The following is an 18,851-nucleotide window of genomic DNA, read 5'->3' as shown; positions in this document are numbered from 1 at the left end:
TCCTTACAAGCGATAAGGCCCTACGGTGAAAAATTTATTTATGCTATCAGTTAATAATACTTCTTCTTTATTAAATTAGATTTATTGGTAGAGTAGAGAAAAAGAATAAGACGGATATAATTTTAAAAAATTCACTTTGAGAGGGGAATTGTTATGCCTAAGAAGATTATTGCTGATACTTTTCTTGATATAGCTAATGCTATTGAGAGCGGCGAATTTGGTAAAAAAGTAAGAGTTGGTTTGACTACTTTAGGTAGTGAACATGGAACTGAAAACTTAGTAAAAGGTGCTCATCTAGCTAAGTCAAACCTATTTGATATAGTGTTAATAGGGCCTAAGGTTGATACTGATTTAGAGGTTGTTGAAGTTAATGATGAAAGTGAAATGCATTCTAAAATGGAAGAGTTATTAGACTCAGGTTACATTGATGCTTGTGTAACTATGCATTATAACTTCCCAATAGGAGTATCAACTGTTGGTAGAGTTATAACTCCAGGTAGGGGTAAGGAAATGATTCTTGCTACTACTACGGGTACTAGTGCTACTCACAGAATAGAAGCTATGGTTAGAAATGCAGTTTATGGAATATCTACTGCTAAATCTATAGGAATAAAAAATCCTACTGTAGGTATATTAAATGTTGACGGTGCTAGACAAGTTGAAAAGGCTCTAAAAGATTTACAATCTAATGGATATGATATAAGTTTTGCTGAATCAGTTAGAGCTGACGGTGGTTGTGTAATGAGAGGTAACGATTTATTATGTGGCGCTCCGGATGTAATGGTTACTGATACTTTAAGCGGAAATATATTTATGAAAGTATTCTCTTCATTTACTACTGGTGGAGATTATGAAGCTAATGGATTTGGATATGGTCCTGGTGTAGGTGAAGACTACGATAGAAAGATATTAATATTATCAAGAGCATCTGGTTCTCCAGTTGTTGCTAATGCACTTAGATATGCTTATGATGTTGTTAAAGGTGACGTTACTAAAGTATCTAAGGAAGAATTTAAAGCAGCTAAAAATGCAAAATATGATGATATAATAGCTGCTTTAACTAAAAAAGAAGTTAAAAAAGATGATGAGGAAGAAGTGAAAATGCCTGAAAAAGAGGTAGTTACTCATCAAATATCTGGTATAGATATAATGGACTTAGAAGATGCTGTTAAAGTTTTATGGAAAAACGGTATATATGCAGAAAGCGGTATGGGATGTACTGGTCCTATAGTACTTGTTGCTGAAGGTAAAGGTGAAGTGTGCGTTAAGTTACTTTTAGATTCAGGATATACTGCAAAATAATTTGAAATAAAAAATTAATCCTTGCCATGGTGATATAAAGACTAAATTGATATGAGGTTTTGCCTCTTATTGATTTAGTCTTTTTTTATGTTAACAAAATAGCAAATAATACTAAAGTAGTAGACTTATTACACTAATATATGACAAAAAGACTAGACTTATGGCGAATACTTTATTTTTGTGTATTCATATAAAATTAAATGTGAAAATAGATTTTTAGTATTTTAAGGGGGATATTATTATGCCTAAGTCGGTTAAGAAATTTAGACAAACTAAGAAAGTTGCAGCAGCAGCTATAGTAACTGGAATTATATTAAGTGGATCAAATGTTTATGCAAATGAAGTTGAAACAGAATTAAACAATGATGTAGTAGATAAAATAGAAGAACCTGCTTCAAAAGAAGAGGTTAAAGAGGAAGTACAAGAAGAAACAAAGGAAGAAGTTAAAGAAGATCAAAAGGAAAATAAGAAAGAAGAAAATGATAAAGCTCAAAAGGTTGAAAAAGAAGAAGCTCCTACTGTAAACGAGGAAAAAGAAGAAGTAAAAGAGGAGTCTAAAGAAGAAAAAAAGGAAGAGAATAAAAAAGAAGCTTCACAAAAAGATAGAGAGCAATTAGCTTATGCTATAGAAGAAATGAGAATAGCTATAAATTTATTAGATACAGCAGATCTTACTAACGATAGTAACTATGAAAGATTAAATGTATTTTATAAAACAGCAGTTGAAAGAATACAAGGGATAGAGGTATCTAAAGATGAGCAAGCTCATATAGATTGGATAAAAGAAGCTGCTAATGAAATAGAAAGCAAAATGTATTACATAAATAGGGTTAGACATGAAGTTAATAGAGTTAATACAGTATTTGAAACTTCTAGGAAAGATACTTTAAAAAACAAGCAAATAGTATTAGATGCTTTAGGTGATTCAGTAGAAGTTGGAAGAAATTATGTAAACTCTACTACTTTAAATAAAGCTATGAATATGTATCATGAACTATATGCAAATTGGGATAATGAGCTAGAAAAAGCTCTAGAGCAATTAAATTATGCAATAGAAGAAACAAGAGAAGCTGTTAATGTAATGGAAAACAAAGATTTAACAGTAAAAGAAAACTACGATAGAATGGTTGCTTTTATGCAAGCAGCGCTAGATAGATTAGAAGGACTATATGTACTTGAAGGATTAGAAAACTACAGTGAGCATATGAATAACTTAAAAGCTAACTTAGAAAATGTTAAAGAAACAGCTAAATTAGCTAAAGAAATAAGAGAAGCTATGGACAAGGTTATAAATGCTTTTGATAATAACTTAAGTAGAGATGAAAAGATAGAAGCTTTAGATGCTTTAGGAACATTAGTAGATGAAAATAAATACAAGATAAATACGTGGACTTCATATACAGCTATGGAATTATATCATAAGTATTATGCATTATTAGAAAATGATCCAGTAGAGCCAGAAGAACCAAATAAACCAGAGGGACCAGGAGAGCCAGATGATGACAATACAGTAGAGCCAGAAGAACCGAATGAGCCAGCGCTACCAGGGGAACCAGATGATGACAATACAGAAGAACCAGAATTACCAGATGATGATACGGTAAATCCAGAAAATCCGAATGAGCCAGTATTACCAGGGAAGCCAGATGACAACAATACAGAAAATCCGGAAAACCCAAATAAACCACCAGTACCAGTAAGTCCAAATAAACCAGCAACACCAGGAAACTCAAATGTTAATAATACAGCAAAACCAGGATTTAATAAACCAAGTAACAATACAACGACAAATAATACTACAAACAATAAATCAAGTAATGGTAATAATCCTAAAACGGGAGATATGTCTATGTTAGGATACATAGGGCTTGGATTATCTTCAATAGTAGGACTTACAATAAATAGAAAAAGAAAATAATAGGGGGAACCAGGGATGATAAAAAATAAAATGGCTAAATTAGTTGGAACAGCAATGGCAGCTACACTAATGTTATCAGTAACTACTCCAGTTGTTGCAAACGCAAATGAGAAAGAAGAAGCTCCAAAATCTACACAAAGTCAGGAGTACAATGAACAATTATCAATAGCTATAGAAGAAATAAGAACAGTTGCGGACTACTTAGATAATAAGGACTTAACTAATAGAGATAACAGAGAATATGCACTAGCATTTGCATCAGCAGCAGTTGAAAGAGTAAGAGGAATGGAAAGTTCAGAGAATGTAGATTTTATAAATGGAACGGCTAACCAATTACGTAAAGCTATAGATATAGCAGATAGATTATATACAGAAATGAATAATATAAAATCAGCTTTTGATGAAGATTTATCAAGAGAACACAAAGAAACAGTACTTGGATATTTAAACGAATCATTAAGTGAAATAGTACATTCTTCATTAAAAAATAATATAAATAAAGCAAGCTTAAATGCAGCTAACAGCTTTTTACATGAATATGCAAATAAATTAACTGGAGAAACAGTTAAATCTGAAGAAACTAACAAAGAAAATAATGAGCAACTAGCAATAGCTATAGAAGAAATAAGAATAGTTGCAGATTACTTAGATAATAAAGATTTAACTAACAGAGATAACAGAGAATATGCATTAGCATTTGCATCAGCAGCAGTTGAAAGAGTAAGAGGAATGGAAAGTTCAGAAAATGTAGACTTTATAAATGGGACAGCTAACCAATTACGTAAAGCTATAGATATAGCAGATAGATTAAATGTAGAAATGAATAATATAAAATCAGCTTTTGATGAAGATTTATCAAGAGAGCATAAAGAAACAGTACTTGGGTACTTAAACGGATCATTAAGTGAAATAGTACACTCTTCATTAAAAAATGATATAAATAAATCAAGTTTAAATGCAGCTAATAACTTTTTACATGAATATGCAAATAAATTAGCTAGCGAAATGTAATAAAAACTGGGGAACTTTAAATGTTCCTCAGTTTTTTTATGCAAAAAATCTATAAATGGAATTATGAATAGATTTTATACTCAATACATATAATGACATATATTGGAAATACAGTAAAACGATTATATTTTACAAGCTCAAAAATATAAACTGAAAATAAAGAACATTTTAAAATGAAATAAATTTTATATATTAAATTAAAAAAACGTAGTATAATTAAATCGGCATTTAAAATTAATAATGGAGGAGAATTATGAGTACATTTAAAAAGATAGTTATTGGATTAATTATTTTTGTAATAGCAGTACCTATGATAGCTTTTGGGTATTTTTACTTTAAACTAAACTCAATGTATGATAAAGATACTGCTAAAGATATAAAATCAAAAATCCAAAAAGTAGAAGATAAAAACGGAATAACTAATATTTTATTAGCAGGAGTAGATGGAAATAATTTAGATAAAGGAAATAGATCTGACTCTATGATGATTCTTACTATAGATGATAAAAATAACGATATAAGAATAACATCATTAGCTAGAGATACATATGTAGATATTCCAGGGTATGGAGAACAAAAATTAACTCATGCATATGCCTATGGAGGGCCTGCGCTTTTACTTGAAACTATAGATAAAAACTTTGGAATAAAAATTGACAAATATGCAGCTGTTAGTTTCGATTCTTTTGAAAAGATAATAGATACTATAGGTGGAGTAGAAATAGATGTATTACCTAAAGAGGTAAGTCATATACCTGGAGTTGATGGACCAGGAAAACAGAATTTAGATGGGAAAGAAGCCCTAGCTTATAGTAGAATAAGATATGCAGATGATGCTTATCACAGAGATAATAGACAAAGAACTGTACTTCAGGCAGCTTATAATAAATTATCTAATACTTCTAGTGGAGATTTAATAGAATTAGGAAATACTATAATTGGATATACTAAAACTAATATCCCACCAATGGAGATATTTAACTTAGCAACTAAAGTATTAAAAATGCATACAAGTAATTTTGCACAACTTGAATTCCCACTTGATGGGCATAGAGATGGAAAAATCTTAAATCAAGAAAAAGGTTGGGTAATTCTTTGGGATAAAGAGTATAACAATAAACAATTACATAAATATATTTACGATTATAAAAATTTTAAAGAATAATAAGATGGTATAAAATGGAATGTCAAAAACATTCCATTTTTTTGTTTTTTTGCTAAATATCTAAGACTTTTATCCGTATAATAAAATGATAATCAAAAGTATAAAAAGTTTGAGATTAAAAAACTAAGATTCAAAAGTAAAAATAAAAATAATCGGTATTTTTTGATTATTTTCGACAAAATTATATAAAAAATGTTATATTATAGATAATAAGTAAAAATGTGGGAGGAGCTTTAGGTGAAAATTAAAAATAAAAGAGAAAGTAAAGTTATAATAATAGCTTGCATTTGTACAGTTATTATTGTACTAGGATTTTCATTAATGCAAGGTAGTATTAAATCTAAAAAAAGTGAATATGTAGAAGTAAAGTCAGAAATTAAGAATATAGAGCTAACTAAGGATGACTATGAATTAATAAGAATAGATGAAAAAGACAATGAAAATATATTTATTGTATTAGAAAAAAGAAACTTAACTCCTAAAGAATTAGCATACTTAGTAAATGAATTAGGGAAAAAATCATCTGGAAAGTTTAAAGTTTATTTATTTACTGATAAAGAAAAATCTAATGATTTTGAATATAGAATAGATCAAATTCAAACTGTTGCAAAGCCTATTGATTCTAACAAAATTGAAATAAGAAAATATTATAAAGTAGACAAAGAAGTTAAAGATAAACCTAAACACTATACTATAAAAGATATAAAAGAAAAGGATGGAAATACGTTTATTGAAATTAATTTAAACAGTATTACAAATCCAGAAAAAGCAATAGGGCAGATTAAATTTCTAGGAGATAACATAAGAAGTTTAAATCATAATAAGGATTTAGGTACTCTTTATATAAAAGCTTATTTTGATGAAAAAGCTAGTCTAAGTTGGAATTACACATCTGAAAATAAAAATCTAATAATACATAATCAAATTATAGATGCATAAGAAATTAAAAAAGTAAGAGTGGGGGGATTTCATTGAAAAGTAGTATGATTTTAGGATTAGCCATAATAGGTATAGTTTGTACAAGTATTATATCTTTTGCAAGTGATATTAAAATTTTGAGCAAAAATAAAGTTGATTATATACCAGTTAAAAATATAATACAAAAACTTGGTGGAAAAGTTGATATATCGGGAAATAATGCAAAAATAATTATTGATGGTAAAAGTATTGTTATAGATAAAAATTTATCTTTTGCAAAAGTTGATGATGAGTACTATCCTCTTAATACTAAAAAAATTAATGGTATTGAAGTTCCAGTAGATACAGATCCGATATTTGAAAAAGATGAAGTATACATAGAAAAAGATTTTTTAAAAAACTATAAAATAATAAATTACACAATAAAAGAGGGCAATATAAAAGTTGTTTTAGATAAAGAGAAAAGTAATGAACAAAATTTAGAAAAAGATAGAAATGAGAAAAAAGAAAAAAATGAAGCAAAAGATGTAGTAAATGTTGATAAAAAAAATGATGATTCAAAACAATTAAATGAAGTAGCTGAGTCAAAATCAGTGACAAAAGTGCAACGACCATCAAGACAAACAAATCTTGAAAAAATACAGGTACAAAGTAAACCTGATATAAATAGTAGTAGTAATACCAACAATAAGTTAGAAAATGACAAAAAAGATATAGTAAAAACAACAGAAGATATGAAGCCTGAAGATACAAAAGAAGAAAATCAACAAACTGATACATCAAAACCAGAAGCCTCTAATGATCAACAAATACAAGGTCAAGGAGAGGAAAAAATTAATTAGATAACAATTTTATATTGTGAAATAAATTTAGATAGAATTAATAAAAGTGGAGGATAGAAATGGAAGAGACTATTGACTTAAGAGAATATTTTCACATCATAAAAAAGAGGGCTTGGATAATAGCACTTATAACAATATTGGCAATGGTAACTAGTGGAATTATAAGTTTTTTCGTATTAAGTCCAGTATATGAAGCAAACACAACATTAATAGTAAACACAGAACAAAACAAATCAACAAATAATATGATAACAGGAGATCAACTTGCGGTTACTCAAAAATTAACACTAACTTATGGAGAAATAATAAAATCTAGATCTGTATTAAATTCAGTAATAAAAAAACTTGACTTAAATATGGACTATGAAGATTTAGAGAAAAGTATTAAAGTATCTCAAGTTAAAGATACTCAAATAATGTCTATAACTGTTCAAAGCACAAATCCAAAGATAGCCAGAGATATAGCAAATTCGATACCAACTGTATTTTCTAAAGAGGTTAAAAGAATAACAAAGGCAAATAGTGTTGAGGTAATAGATAAAGCTATAACTCCTGAAAATCCAGTTAAACCAAATAAGACTATAAATATTGCTATTTCAGCAATATTAGGGTTTATAGTAGGAGTATTTATAGTATTTGTTCTTGAATATATGGATAACAAGATAAAATCACCACAAGATATAGAAAAATATATAGACTTACCAATTTTAGGAGTAATTCCTAATGAAAATATGGATAAGAAAGGTGGTAGAAAGTAATGTTAGGAAGACTAATAACAAGGAGAGACCCTAAGTCACCTATATCAGAAGCATATAGAACTATTAGAACAAACATAGAATTTTCTAATTTAGATAAAGAAATAAAGACTATAGTAGTTACAAGTTCTCAACAAAATGAAGGTAAGAGTACTGTAATAGCAAACTTAGCAGTAAGTTTTGCGGGAATGGAAGATAAAAAGGTTTTAGTTGTAGAAGGCGACTTAAGAAATCCTACAGTACATAGGATGTTTAATGTAAGTAATACTCACGGTATTACAGAAATACTAACAGGGCAAAGATCTTTTCAAGAATGTGTTTATAGAACGGAAGTTCAAGGGTTAGATGTTATAACTTGCGGGAAAATACCGCCAAATCCATCTGAGATGTTAGCATCTAAAAAAATGAAAGCTTTCATAGAATCTTTAAAAGATTACTATGATTATATATTTATAGATGCACCGCCAATTGGAATTATAACAGATGCTGGAATAGTTTCAACATATACTGATGGAACTATGCTTGTAGTTGGGTCTAAAGAAGTTGATATAGATATGGTTAAAATAGCTAAGTCAAGATTAGAAAAAGTTAATGCTAACATATTAGGTTTAGTACTTAATAAGTTTGAGGAATCTAATGGTTCTTATGGTTATTACAACTATTACTATGAAGAATCTTCAAGCGATAAGAGATCTAAAAAGAAAAAGAGAAAATAATAATTATATACAAAAACAATGTGGAGGGAAATGGTTTTAATGGAAATTAAAATGAACACTCCTAAAGATAAAAATGCATTAGAAAATATTTTAGGTAAGTATAGAACTAGACAGTTAATTCTAGTAGCGATTGATATTATATGTATACTAGTTTCATTTTTAGCATCTGCATGGCTAGTACATAAAATGAATTTCGAAATCCAAAATAATAAATTTATACTGCTTATACTAGTTTATATAGTTATGAATATAATATTTTTAAATATATTTAAATGCTATAGAAGTTTATGGAGGTATGCAGGAGAAGAGGAATTAATATCAATTGTTTCAGCATGTTTATTAACTGTTATACCTGCATTTATAATACATAAGGCTTTAGGTGGAAATTTATCAATAATTTTTTATTTATTAAATGGAGTTTTAGTGATTTCATTAACAGGAGGAACTAGACTTTTATATAGAATAGGACGTAGAGTAATTTCAAGATGTAGGATAAAAGACAAAATGAAAAAAGTTTTAATCGTAGGTGCTGGTGATGCAGGAGATATGGTTATACAAGAACTGAAAAATAACCCTCAACTTCACAAAAAACCAGTAGGGATTGTTGATGATGATATAAATAAAAAAGGCAGACGAATACATAATGTACCTATAATTGGAACTATTAAAGATATAGAAAATATAGTGATAATCAATGATATAGATGAAATTATAATCGCTATCGCTAATATAAGTAAATCTGAAAAAAGAGAAATTATAAATATATGCAAAAATACTAAATGCAAGCTAAAAACAATTCCAGGTATTTATGAAATTATAGATGGAAAAGTAGATATAAAAAAAATTAGAGATGTACAAATTGAAGATCTATTAGGAAGAGAAACTATAAAAGTAAATCTAAATGAAATGAGTGAGTATATACATAATAAAATTATCTTAGTAACTGGAGGAGGCGGAAGTATAGGAAGTGAGCTATGTAGACAAATAGCAACTTTTGAGCCAAATCAACTTATAATACTTGATAACTATGAAAATAATGCATACTCAATTCAACAAGAACTAATAAGAAAATATGGAGATAAGCTAAACTTAGAAACAGTTATAGCTTCTATTAGAGAAATAAAGAGATTGGATGAAATTTTTAGTGAATACAGACCAGATGTAGTATTTCATGCAGCAGCACACAAACATGTTCCACTTATGGAAAACAGCCCAAGTGAGGCTATAAAAAATAATATATTTGGAACAAAAAACGTAGCTATTATGGCAGATAAATATAAGGTTAAAAAGTTTGTGCTTATATCTACAGATAAAGCAGTAAATCCAACTAATATAATGGGAGCTACAAAAAGAGCGGCAGAAATGATTATACAAACTATGAATGAAGAAAGTGAAACAGAGTTTGTAGCTGTAAGATTTGGAAACGTACTTGGAAGTAACGGAAGTGTTATTCCTTTATTTAAAAGGCAAATTGAAGAAGGTGGACCAGTAACTATAACTCATCCTGAGATTATTAGATACTTTATGACAATACCTGAAGCTGTCCAACTTGTTATACAGGCAGGGGCTATGGCAAGAGGTGGAGAGATATTTGTGCTTGATATGGGAGATCCAGTAAAAATTGTTGATTTAGCATATAACCTTATAACATTAAGTGGATTTGAACCTAATGTGGATATTGAAGTTAAATTTACAGGGTTAAGACCAGGTGAAAAGTTATACGAAGAGCTTTTAATGAGTGAAGAAGGTCTAACCAACACAGATCATAAAAAAATATTTATTGGGAAACCAATGGAATTTGATATGAAAAAAAATACAAAGTTACTTAGCGAGTTAAAAGAAATAGTAATGAATGAAAAGGTAGAACTAATAGATTCTAAAATGAGGGAGTTAGTTTCTACTTATATTAGGCCAGAAGAAGCAAATAAGAAAACTAGCAAGGGAGCGTAAGAGAATGAATATACCTTTTTCACCACCGGATATAACTGAAGTTGAAATAAACAATGTTGTAGAAGTTTTAAAATCAGGATGGATTACAACAGGACCTAAAACTAAAGAGTTTGAAAAGAAAATAGCCAATTATTGTAATACAAATAAAGCTATATGTTTAAACTCAGCTACAGCTGGAATGGAAATGACTTTAAGATTTTTAGGAATAGGACCTGGAGATGAAGTTATAACAAGTGCCTATACATATACTGCATCAGCAAGTGTTATACATCATGTTGGAGCAAAGATTGTATTAGTTGATACAGCTAAAGATTCATATCAAATGGATTATGACAAACTAGCAGAGGCTATAACAGAAAAAACTAAAGCTGTTATATGTGTTGATTTAGCTGGAGTACCATGTGATTATGACAAAATATTTGAAATAGTCAACAGTAAAAAAGAATTATTTAACCCAAATAATGAGATACAAAAGTCTATAGGAAGAGTTACTGTAGTTGCTGATGGTGCGCACTCATTTGGAGCTAGCTATAAGGGTAAAATGAGTGGAAGCATAGCAGACTTTACAAGTTTTTCTTTCCATGCTGTTAAAAATCTTACTACAGCTGAAGGTGGAGCAGTTACTTGGAAAAGTATAGATGGAATTGATGATGAAGATATATACAAAAGATATAACTGTTTATCACTTCATGGACAAACAAAAGACGCACTTGCTAAAACTAAGATAGGTTCTTGGGAATACGACATAATAGAGCCTGCCTATAAGTGTAATATGACTGATATAATGGCAGCTATAGGATTAGGACAATTAAGCAGATACGAAGACTTACTAAACTATAGAAAAGAAATTATAAATAGATATGATGAACTTTTAAAAGAAATTGAAGGTGTGGATACACTTAAGCATTTTACTGAAGAGTATACATCTAGCGGACATTTATATTTAATTAGGTTAATAGGGAAAGACTCTGAATTTAGAAATAAAGTTATAGTTAAAATGGCAGAAAAAGGGATAGCTACGAATGTTCATTATAAGCCATTACCATTATTAACAGCATATAAAAATTTAGGATTTGATATAAACGATTACCCTAATGCATTTAATATGTATAAAAATGAGATTACACTTCCTTTAAATACATGTATAGACAAAAATGATGTAGAGTATATAGTTGGAAATTTAAGTGAAATATTATGTAAATAAATTTTTTATTAGGGAGGAAAAATGCAATCAAGTAGAGAGCTTATAGATATAAAAAAAGAATTAGAAAAAAGAAAATTAAGTTTAATCATAAAAAGAATATTTGATATAGCAGTTTCTTCTATAGGTTTAATAGTTTTACTACCTATATTAATAGTAATTGCAATACTTATAAAGTTAGATTCAAAAGGGCCTGTATTCTTTAAACAAAAAAGAGTTGGCAAAAATAAAAAGATATTTGAAATTTATAAATTTAGAACTATGGTTACAGATGCAGAAAAGTTAGGAAAACAGATAACTGTAGGAGCAGATAATCGTATAACTAAAGTAGGGAGATTTATAAGAAAATATAAGTTAGATGAGTTTCCGCAGCTTATAAACGTTTTAAAAGGGGAGATGAGTTTAGTAGGGCCTAGACCTGAAGTTCCTAAGTATGTTGAACTATATGATATATATCAAGAACAAATTTTATTAGTACAACCAGGTATTACTGACTATGCATCTATAAAATTTAAAAATGAAAGTGAATTATTAGGATGCAGCAACAACCCTGAGAAAAGTTATGTAGAAGATATTATGCCTCAAAAAATAAATTTAAATATGAAATATATAAAAAATATATCTTTATTTGAAGATATAAAACTAGTTTTAAGTACAATATTAGAAATTTTGAAATAATCAAATTGAAGTGAGGTGAACGGATGTTAGTTTCATTTATTGTAGTTGCATATAATGAAGAAAATACACTACCAAAAGTATTTGAAGATTTAAAAAACCAAGATTATCCACATGAATTAATAGAGGTAATTCTAGTTGATGGACAATCAACGGACAATACAGTTAATATTATGAAACAATTTTCAGATGAGCAAAATGATTTTCATAGAATATGTATAAAAAACAATCTAAATAAGACATTACCTTGCGGATGGAATATAGCTCTAAAAGAATCTACGGGAGATATAATATTAAGAATTGATGCACATGCAACGATTCCAGATAATTTTATATCAAAAAATGTAGAGTGTATTAAAAGTGGAGAAAAGATATGTGGAGGACATAGACCTAACATAATTGATGATGAAACTAATTGGAAAAAGACTCTGCTATTAGCTGAAACATCGATGTTTGGTAGTAGTATTGCTCCATATAGAAGAAATGGGGGCAAAAGATATGTAAGTTCTGTTTTTCACGGTGCATACTCAAAAGAAGTATTTGAAAAAGTAGGATACTATAATGAGTTACTTGCTAGAACGGAAGATAATGAGATGCACTATCGAATCAGAAAAGCAGGGTATAATATATGCTTTGATCCGGATATTAAATCATATCAACATACGAGAAATACCTTATCAAAAATGTTAAAGCAAAAATATTTAAATGGATTTTGGATAGGACAAACATTAAGTATATGTCCAGGTTGTTTTTCTATATATCACTTTGTACCACTTGGATTTGTTTTAGGTATAATTGTAACAACAATACTAGCTATATTTAAATTCCCAATATTAGCTATAGTTATGTGGAGTGCATATATATTATGTAACTTAATAGTAACAATAGTATCTATTAAAAATGAGAAATTTAGTTGGACAAACTTATTATTACCTATTTTATTTTTACTATTACATATTAGTTATGGGATTGGTACATTAAAGGGAATTTTAAATATTCCATTTTTTTATAAATACATTAAGGATATGAGTAAAAAGATAGAAAAGGAGAATATTTAATGAAGCCAATAAGAATATTACACTTTGTTTCTGATGTAAATATAACAGGTGGTGTAATGGGAATTATTATGAACTTATATAGAAATATTGATAAAGAAAAAGTTCAATTTGATTTTATGTATTTTGATAAAGATGAAAATAACAGAACATATGAAGAAGAAATTAAAGATTTGGGAGGTAATATTTTTTATATTACTAGCCCTGTAAATGTATTTAAATTTTCTGGCGAGTTCGACCATTTTCTAAAGAAGAATGGTCATAAATATAGTGCAATACATTTACACGAGGTATATTTAAATTCTGTAATTGGAATTATTGCGAAAAAAAATAAAATAAAAAATGTTATTTCACATAGTCATGCAACAAAATATTCAGATAAAAAAATAAATTCTATAAGAAATAAAATTTTATGTTTACCACTGAAGAGTTTTGCAAATATATACTTTGCATGTTCAAAAGCAGCGGGTTCATTTCTATATGGGGAAAAATTTGTGAAAGATGGTAAGGTAAAGATTATAAACAATGCCGTTGACTGTAAAAAGTTTAGATATAATAAAGAAATTAGAAAATCTATAAGAACAGAATTAAATATAGAAGATAAATTGGTTGTAGGACATGTTGGTAGATTTTCAAACCAAAAAAATCATGATTTTCTAATTGACATATTTAAGTCAATAAACCAATTGGATAAAAAAAGTGTACTACTACTAGTAGGACAAGGTGAACTTTACAATAAAATACAAAGTAAAGTGAAAACTTTGGGATTAGAAAAAAATGTTATATTTTTAGGACAAAGAAACGATGTAGAAAAAATTCTTCAAGGAATGGATATATTTTTACTACCTTCACTTTACGAGGGACTACCTGTTATAGGCGTAGAAGCTCAAGCGTCAGGACTGCCTTGTTTTATGGCAAATACAGTAACAGATGAAGTTGATATAACGGATGTTCAATATTTCGCACTAGATGATAATCCTAAAATTATAGCTAAAGATATTATTAAATATTATGAAAATTTTTCTAGGGAAGACACAATTGAAGATATTAGAAGATTAGGTTTTGATATATCTACAGAGGCTAAAAAATTAGAAAAGTTCTATCTGGAACTGTAGTTATATTAAAGAAAGTTTAAACTAAAAATATATCAATTACATTAATAAATTGAGGATGAATTAAATATGAGTAACTATGAAGAAAATACAAATATTGTTATAGGAAAAGAGCGTATATCTATTACAACTTTAATTTTAGGTATATTTATATGCTCAGTATTTTTATGTAACGATAGATATTTAGGTATAACAGAGTATTATTATATACCTATTATTTTAATAATGTTTTTATCTCTTTATTACTTAAGACATAAAATAGTTGTTAGAATAGAGCACGTATTTTGTATATTATTGATATTTTATATGTGTATAAATTTAATTAGATATAACTATTCACTAGACAAAGGTGTTTATATATCTTATATAGCATATTTAATAATGTTTTTATTATTAACAATGAAAAATATAAATGCAAGAGAAATTAAGTTTTTATTAAACTGTTATATATTTGCATCTTGTATATTTTCACTATATATAATTATATTTAGACGAGAATTAGATGGATGGATAGGTACTTATAGATATACAGTACAACTACTTAATGGAGTTTATATAGATCCAAATTTTGTAGGAGCATTTATAAATATATCAGCTGTAATTACATTTAATAGAATTTTAGCTCAGAAAAAAAAGGGGTTAAATGCTGTACTAACAGCAATAACTGCTTATGCTACATTTTTAACGGGATCTAGAGGAGCTATGATAGCATTATTAATGGGCTGTGGAATAGCTTTTGCAAGCTACAATAAACTTAAGATAAAGCGTATTATGATAGGAATTTTATTCATTTTAATAATAGGATTTCTTCTATACATGGTTATGCCAGAAGGAACGTTTGAAAGAATGTTTATAGATTCATATTATGATGGTAGTAATATTACCAGATTTACTAACTGGGCATTAGGTATTAAAAGTTTTTTTATGAAACCTATTTTCGGTTATGGTTTTGTAAACTCCGTAGATATACTTATAAATAGTTTTGGTTATGGACATGCAATTCATAATACATATATTGTTACACTAAGCCAGTTTGGGATAATAGGATCTATTCCTATTGTATTAATTTTAGTAAATTTAATTATACAAATAAAAAAATTAAATATATGTGTTCTATATAGTATTTTAGTACCTAGTTTATTTACAGCTATAATTATAGAACAAAATTTAGCTATTAATTTTTGGTTTATATTAACAATTTTATACTTGATAAAAATATTTATAGAAAGAAATAAAAATGTAGATATAAATCAAATAATTTAAAATCATATAATATAGAGTTGAGAGGAAATGGTATGGTTAAGATTAGTATTATAGTTCCTGTATACAATGTTGAAGAATATGTTAGAAAATGCATTGAAAGTATTTTGAATCAAGAATATAGAAGGTTAGAATTAGTAATTGTAGATGATGGGTCAAAAGATAAATCTGGGGAGATTTGTGATTCTTATAAAGAAAAAGATAATAGAGTTAAAGTAGTACACACAATAAATAGAGGGTTATCTGCAGCTAGAAATGAAGGTATTAGACATGCTACAGGAGATTATATCATGTTTTTAGATGGAGATGACTTTATAGCAAAAGATTGTATAGATGAGATAGCAAACTTAATTGAGACTAAAGGAGAAGCCGATATTATTACTGGTAGATTAGTTGAATATTATGATGAATCTAGAAGTAATTCATATGGATTTGAACTTGATGAAAGTAGTTTTGAAGATAAGTCTGGGGCATATGTTCTTGACTACCTTTTTAAAAATGCTCCATATAGTCCATGGTCTGCATGCGTAACTATATATAATAAAAATTATATTGTAGAAAATGAATTTTATTTTACAGAAGGAGTTACATCTGAAGACTTAGATTTACTTCCAAGGATTTATATGAAAGCTAATAAGGTAATACCATATAATAGAGCATTTTATTATTATAGACAGTTAAGACCAAATTCAATTATAAATACTGTAAATAGTAAAAGGTTTTATGATATTGTAAATATTTTAAAAAGATATATAAGTTTATTTGAAAAAATAGACTATAATAATGAATTTAAAGAAGTTTTTTTAAGTCAACTAGCTAATGTATACGCTAGTTATGTAGCGATTTTAGGATATATACCTAAAAGTGAAAGACAAGATGTTGTTAAAAATATGAAAGAAATTAAGTGGATACTTAAATATACAAATAGTGCAAAGTGGAATTGTGTATCATGGTCAATTAAATTATTTGGATTTGGTATTACTTATTCAATGTATAAAGCATTAAAAGAAATAAATTTATTTATAAAAAATATTTAAGAAAAGGAACGAATTTATGAAAAATTTATTTATAGTTCATACACCATACCACTTAATTTTAGCTACGGGAATTCAATGCAAAGATAAAAGTTGTGAGTCAGATATAATAATATATAAAGATTTTGACTTAAGTAATACTAACTTAGAATCATTAGCGGGTATATTTAAAAATATATACATATATGATAAAGAAGATTATAAAAAATTTAATATTCCAGTGGTTAAAAGTATCATAATGTTTAAATCTAAAATAGAAAATATAAAAAGATTATTGGGAAATAAAAGATATGATAAAATATTTGTTTTTAATGAAGCATTTGTAGAAACACAATATATTATAAATAAAAATAAAATTTCGGATGATTCAAAAGTAATATACGTAGAAGATGGAGCTAATGCATATATGAGCTTAGGCTTTAAGGAAAAAGAAAGTCAATTAATAGTAAAAATAAAAAGCCTGATTACAGGAATTAAATATGAAGATATATCGTTTGAATGTGGAACACATAGTAAAATAAAACAGAGAATGGTTACATGGCCTCAAATTCTAAAAAAAGAGTTAGTTGAAGATGGAAAAGAAATAATTGAAATAGAGTCAGAAATAATACATAATGGACTGACCGTTTTATATAAAAAATTTATTGATAATATAGATGAAAAAGAGGATAAAATCTTAATATTATTAGAGCATAAAGAATTCTTTGATATGTATAAAGAAGCAGATTTAAAAGTATACATAGATACAATTCAATTGATACTATCAAATTTAGAATCTGCAAATGTATATGTAAAATATCATCCAAGAGATGAGTCAGATTATTTAAATGATATATTTAAAAATTTTAAAAATATAACTTTCATGAATAAAAATGTACCAGCAGAAGCATATTGCCTAAGTGAACAATCATATGTAATATCAGTTTTCTCAACTACATTACTTACTGTAGCAAAGTTAATATCTCCTAAAAATGCTATTTCAATATCAGATATAATGAATATGGAATTAAACACTTTGAGAGAAAATTTTGTCAAACTAGGGATAACTATTCCTGCTGATAAAGAAGACTTAAGAAATATTTTAAATAAAAGTTTAAAATTATAAAAAATAGAGAGAGCAAAATAAATTAATATAGAACAAATAATAATAAATATTAGGAGTTTAAAAAATGAACTGTAAAAATATATTAGCTATAGTACCTGCAAGAGCAGGAAGCAAGGGAATAAAAGATAAGAACATCACAGATTTAAACGGAAAACCTCTTATAGCCTATTCTATAGAAGCTGGGTTAAAATCAAAATACATAAACAAAGTTGTTGTGACTACTGATGGAGAGGAAATAGCTAAAGTTGCTAAAGAATATGGTGCAGACGTTCCATTTTTAAGACCAAAACACTTAGCAACAGACACTTCTAAAACCATAGATGCTGTAACTCATTGTATAGATGAATTAAAAAATCAAGGGCAGAAATATGACTATGTAGTACTATTACAACCTACACAACCATTAAGACAAGCATGGCATATAGATGAAGCTATTGAACTTATAATTGAAAAGGATGAAGATGCGTTAGTTAGTGTTTCAAAAGTAAAAGACCATCCAATTTTAATGAGAACAATAGATGAAAGTGGACATGCTGTAAATTTACTAGAGGGATCTAGTACAAAGAGAAGACAAGACTTTCCGGACTTTTATAAGGTAAATGGAGCTATATATATAAATAAAATAAATGATAACCTAAACAATGATACAAGTTTAAATGATAATAAGTTAGTTTATATAATGGATGAAAAGTATGATGTAGATATAGATGAAATGTTAGATTTGCAAATAGCGAGGTTAATAATAGATAAGCTATAAACTTTTATTTTTATAAGCATTATAGAACTAAATGTTATACATTTTAGGGTTTGTATAACAAAGGAGAACAATACA

At 27.7% G+C, this 18,851-nt stretch carries 17 protein-coding genes; all 17 read left to right on the top strand.

Features of this window, described 5'->3' with window-relative positions; translation table 11 throughout:
- The first annotated feature begins 153 nt into the window (after positions 1 to 153).
- The 17 genes from grdD to ATCC9714_RS12630 all read left to right on the top strand — a co-directional run bounded on the left by grdD (position 154) and on the right by ATCC9714_RS12630 (position 18,776).
- Positions 154 to 1,302 carry a glycine/sarcosine/betaine reductase complex component C subunit alpha gene (gene grdD / locus ATCC9714_RS12710; protein WP_021127866.1) on the top strand — a complete coding sequence of 383 codons (1,149 nt, stop codon included), beginning with the start codon at positions 154 to 156 and terminating at the stop codon, positions 1,300 to 1,302.
- Between the two features lie 241 nt (positions 1,303 to 1,543).
- Complete coding sequence (locus ATCC9714_RS12705; RefSeq protein ID WP_057545489.1) at positions 1,544 to 3,220, top strand: hypothetical protein; 1,677 nt, start codon at positions 1,544 to 1,546, stop codon at positions 3,218 to 3,220.
- A gap of 15 nt (positions 3,221 to 3,235) precedes the next feature.
- Positions 3,236 to 4,231 carry a hypothetical protein gene (locus ATCC9714_RS12700; RefSeq protein WP_057545490.1) on the top strand — a complete coding sequence of 332 codons (996 nt, stop codon included), beginning with the start codon at positions 3,236 to 3,238 and terminating at the stop codon, positions 4,229 to 4,231.
- A gap of 253 nt (positions 4,232 to 4,484) precedes the next feature.
- Positions 4,485 to 5,396, top strand: a complete 912-nt coding sequence (locus tag ATCC9714_RS12695; protein ID WP_057545491.1) for an LCP family protein — start codon at positions 4,485 to 4,487, stop codon at positions 5,394 to 5,396.
- Between the two features lie 237 nt (positions 5,397 to 5,633).
- Complete coding sequence (locus tag ATCC9714_RS12690; protein WP_054630195.1) at positions 5,634 to 6,335, top strand: hypothetical protein; 702 nt, start codon at positions 5,634 to 5,636, stop codon at positions 6,333 to 6,335.
- Between the two features lie 32 nt (positions 6,336 to 6,367).
- A complete protein-coding gene (locus ATCC9714_RS12685; protein WP_054630196.1) occupies positions 6,368 to 7,156 on the top strand; it encodes a stalk domain-containing protein in 789 nt (262 codons plus the stop codon).
- Positions 7,157 to 7,215: 59 nt separating this feature from the next.
- Positions 7,216 to 7,914 (top strand): YveK family protein, encoded by a 699-nt coding sequence (locus tag ATCC9714_RS12680; RefSeq protein WP_054630197.1) that lies wholly within the window; start codon positions 7,216 to 7,218, stop codon positions 7,912 to 7,914.
- Positions 7,914 to 8,627 (top strand): CpsD/CapB family tyrosine-protein kinase, encoded by a 714-nt coding sequence (locus ATCC9714_RS12675; RefSeq protein WP_054630198.1) that lies wholly within the window; start codon positions 7,914 to 7,916, stop codon positions 8,625 to 8,627. Before ATCC9714_RS12680 ends, ATCC9714_RS12675 begins: the two co-directional genes overlap by 1 nt.
- Positions 8,628 to 8,666: 39 nt before the next feature.
- Positions 8,667 to 10,577 carry a polysaccharide biosynthesis protein gene (locus ATCC9714_RS12670; protein ID WP_057545544.1) on the top strand — a complete coding sequence of 637 codons (1,911 nt, stop codon included), beginning with the start codon at positions 8,667 to 8,669 and terminating at the stop codon, positions 10,575 to 10,577.
- A 4-nt stretch (positions 10,578 to 10,581) separates the two neighbouring features.
- Positions 10,582 to 11,781: a DegT/DnrJ/EryC1/StrS family aminotransferase gene (locus tag ATCC9714_RS12665; protein WP_057545492.1), complete on the top strand. Its 1,200-nt coding sequence runs from the start codon at positions 10,582 to 10,584 to the stop codon at positions 11,779 to 11,781.
- A 21-nt stretch (positions 11,782 to 11,802) separates the two neighbouring features.
- Positions 11,803 to 12,456 (top strand): sugar transferase, encoded by a 654-nt coding sequence (locus tag ATCC9714_RS12660; RefSeq protein ID WP_054630200.1) that lies wholly within the window; start codon positions 11,803 to 11,805, stop codon positions 12,454 to 12,456.
- Between the two features lie 23 nt (positions 12,457 to 12,479).
- Positions 12,480 to 13,511, top strand: a complete 1,032-nt coding sequence (locus ATCC9714_RS12655; protein WP_057545493.1) for a glycosyltransferase family 2 protein — start codon at positions 12,480 to 12,482, stop codon at positions 13,509 to 13,511.
- On the top strand, positions 13,511 to 14,623 hold the full coding sequence (locus tag ATCC9714_RS12650; protein WP_057574338.1) for a glycosyltransferase family 1 protein: 1,113 nt from the start codon (positions 13,511 to 13,513) through the stop codon (positions 14,621 to 14,623). Before ATCC9714_RS12655 ends, ATCC9714_RS12650 begins: the two co-directional genes overlap by 1 nt.
- A 66-nt stretch (positions 14,624 to 14,689) precedes the next feature.
- A complete protein-coding gene (locus ATCC9714_RS12645; protein ID WP_057545495.1) occupies positions 14,690 to 15,883 on the top strand; it encodes an O-antigen ligase family protein in 1,194 nt (397 codons plus the stop codon).
- Positions 15,884 to 15,915: 32 nt separating this feature from the next.
- Positions 15,916 to 16,917 (top strand): glycosyltransferase family 2 protein, encoded by a 1,002-nt coding sequence (locus ATCC9714_RS12640; protein WP_057545496.1) that lies wholly within the window; start codon positions 15,916 to 15,918, stop codon positions 16,915 to 16,917.
- 16 nt (positions 16,918 to 16,933) lie between these two features.
- Positions 16,934 to 18,019 (top strand): hypothetical protein, encoded by a 1,086-nt coding sequence (locus ATCC9714_RS12635; RefSeq protein WP_054630205.1) that lies wholly within the window; start codon positions 16,934 to 16,936, stop codon positions 18,017 to 18,019.
- A gap of 64 nt (positions 18,020 to 18,083) precedes the next feature.
- Positions 18,084 to 18,776: an acylneuraminate cytidylyltransferase family protein gene (locus tag ATCC9714_RS12630; protein WP_054630206.1), complete on the top strand. Its 693-nt coding sequence runs from the start codon at positions 18,084 to 18,086 to the stop codon at positions 18,774 to 18,776.
- Positions 18,777 to 18,851 lie beyond the last annotated feature (75 nt).

Source organism: Paraclostridium sordellii, from assembly GCF_000953675.1.
Classification (GTDB): Bacteria; Bacillota; Clostridia; order Peptostreptococcales; family Peptostreptococcaceae; genus Paraclostridium; species Paraclostridium sordellii.
Note: the sequence above shows the minus strand (reverse complement) of the source record. Positions and strands in the feature narration are given on the sequence as shown.

What these genes read in the sequence shown, in the direction of transcription:
- ATCC9714_RS12665 (WP_057545492.1), top strand. Translation starts at nt 10,582, where the DNA reads ATGAATATACCTTTTTCACCACCGGATATAACTGAAGTTGAAATAAAC.
- ATCC9714_RS12640 (WP_057545496.1), top strand. Translation starts at nt 15,916, where the DNA reads ATGGTTAAGATTAGTATTATAGTTCCTGTATACAATGTTGAAGAATAT.
- ATCC9714_RS12695 (WP_057545491.1), top strand. Translation starts at nt 4,485, where the DNA reads ATGAGTACATTTAAAAAGATAGTTATTGGATTAATTATTTTTGTAATA.
- ATCC9714_RS12650 (WP_057574338.1), top strand. Translation starts at nt 13,511, where the DNA reads ATGAAGCCAATAAGAATATTACACTTTGTTTCTGATGTAAATATAACA.
- ATCC9714_RS12630 (WP_054630206.1), top strand. Translation starts at nt 18,084, where the DNA reads ATGAACTGTAAAAATATATTAGCTATAGTACCTGCAAGAGCAGGAAGC.
- ATCC9714_RS12675 (WP_054630198.1), top strand. Translation starts at nt 7,914, where the DNA reads ATGTTAGGAAGACTAATAACAAGGAGAGACCCTAAGTCACCTATATCA.
- grdD (WP_021127866.1), top strand. Translation starts at nt 154, where the DNA reads ATGCCTAAGAAGATTATTGCTGATACTTTTCTTGATATAGCTAATGCT.
- ATCC9714_RS12700 (WP_057545490.1), top strand. Translation starts at nt 3,236, where the DNA reads ATGATAAAAAATAAAATGGCTAAATTAGTTGGAACAGCAATGGCAGCT.
- ATCC9714_RS12645 (WP_057545495.1), top strand. Translation starts at nt 14,690, where the DNA reads ATGAGTAACTATGAAGAAAATACAAATATTGTTATAGGAAAAGAGCGT.
- ATCC9714_RS12705 (WP_057545489.1), top strand. Translation starts at nt 1,544, where the DNA reads ATGCCTAAGTCGGTTAAGAAATTTAGACAAACTAAGAAAGTTGCAGCA.
- ATCC9714_RS12655 (WP_057545493.1), top strand. Translation starts at nt 12,480, where the DNA reads ATGTTAGTTTCATTTATTGTAGTTGCATATAATGAAGAAAATACACTA.
- ATCC9714_RS12680 (WP_054630197.1), top strand. Translation starts at nt 7,216, where the DNA reads ATGGAAGAGACTATTGACTTAAGAGAATATTTTCACATCATAAAAAAG.
- ATCC9714_RS12670 (WP_057545544.1), top strand. Translation starts at nt 8,667, where the DNA reads ATGGAAATTAAAATGAACACTCCTAAAGATAAAAATGCATTAGAAAAT.
- ATCC9714_RS12635 (WP_054630205.1), top strand. Translation starts at nt 16,934, where the DNA reads ATGAAAAATTTATTTATAGTTCATACACCATACCACTTAATTTTAGCT.
- ATCC9714_RS12660 (WP_054630200.1), top strand. Translation starts at nt 11,803, where the DNA reads ATGCAATCAAGTAGAGAGCTTATAGATATAAAAAAAGAATTAGAAAAA.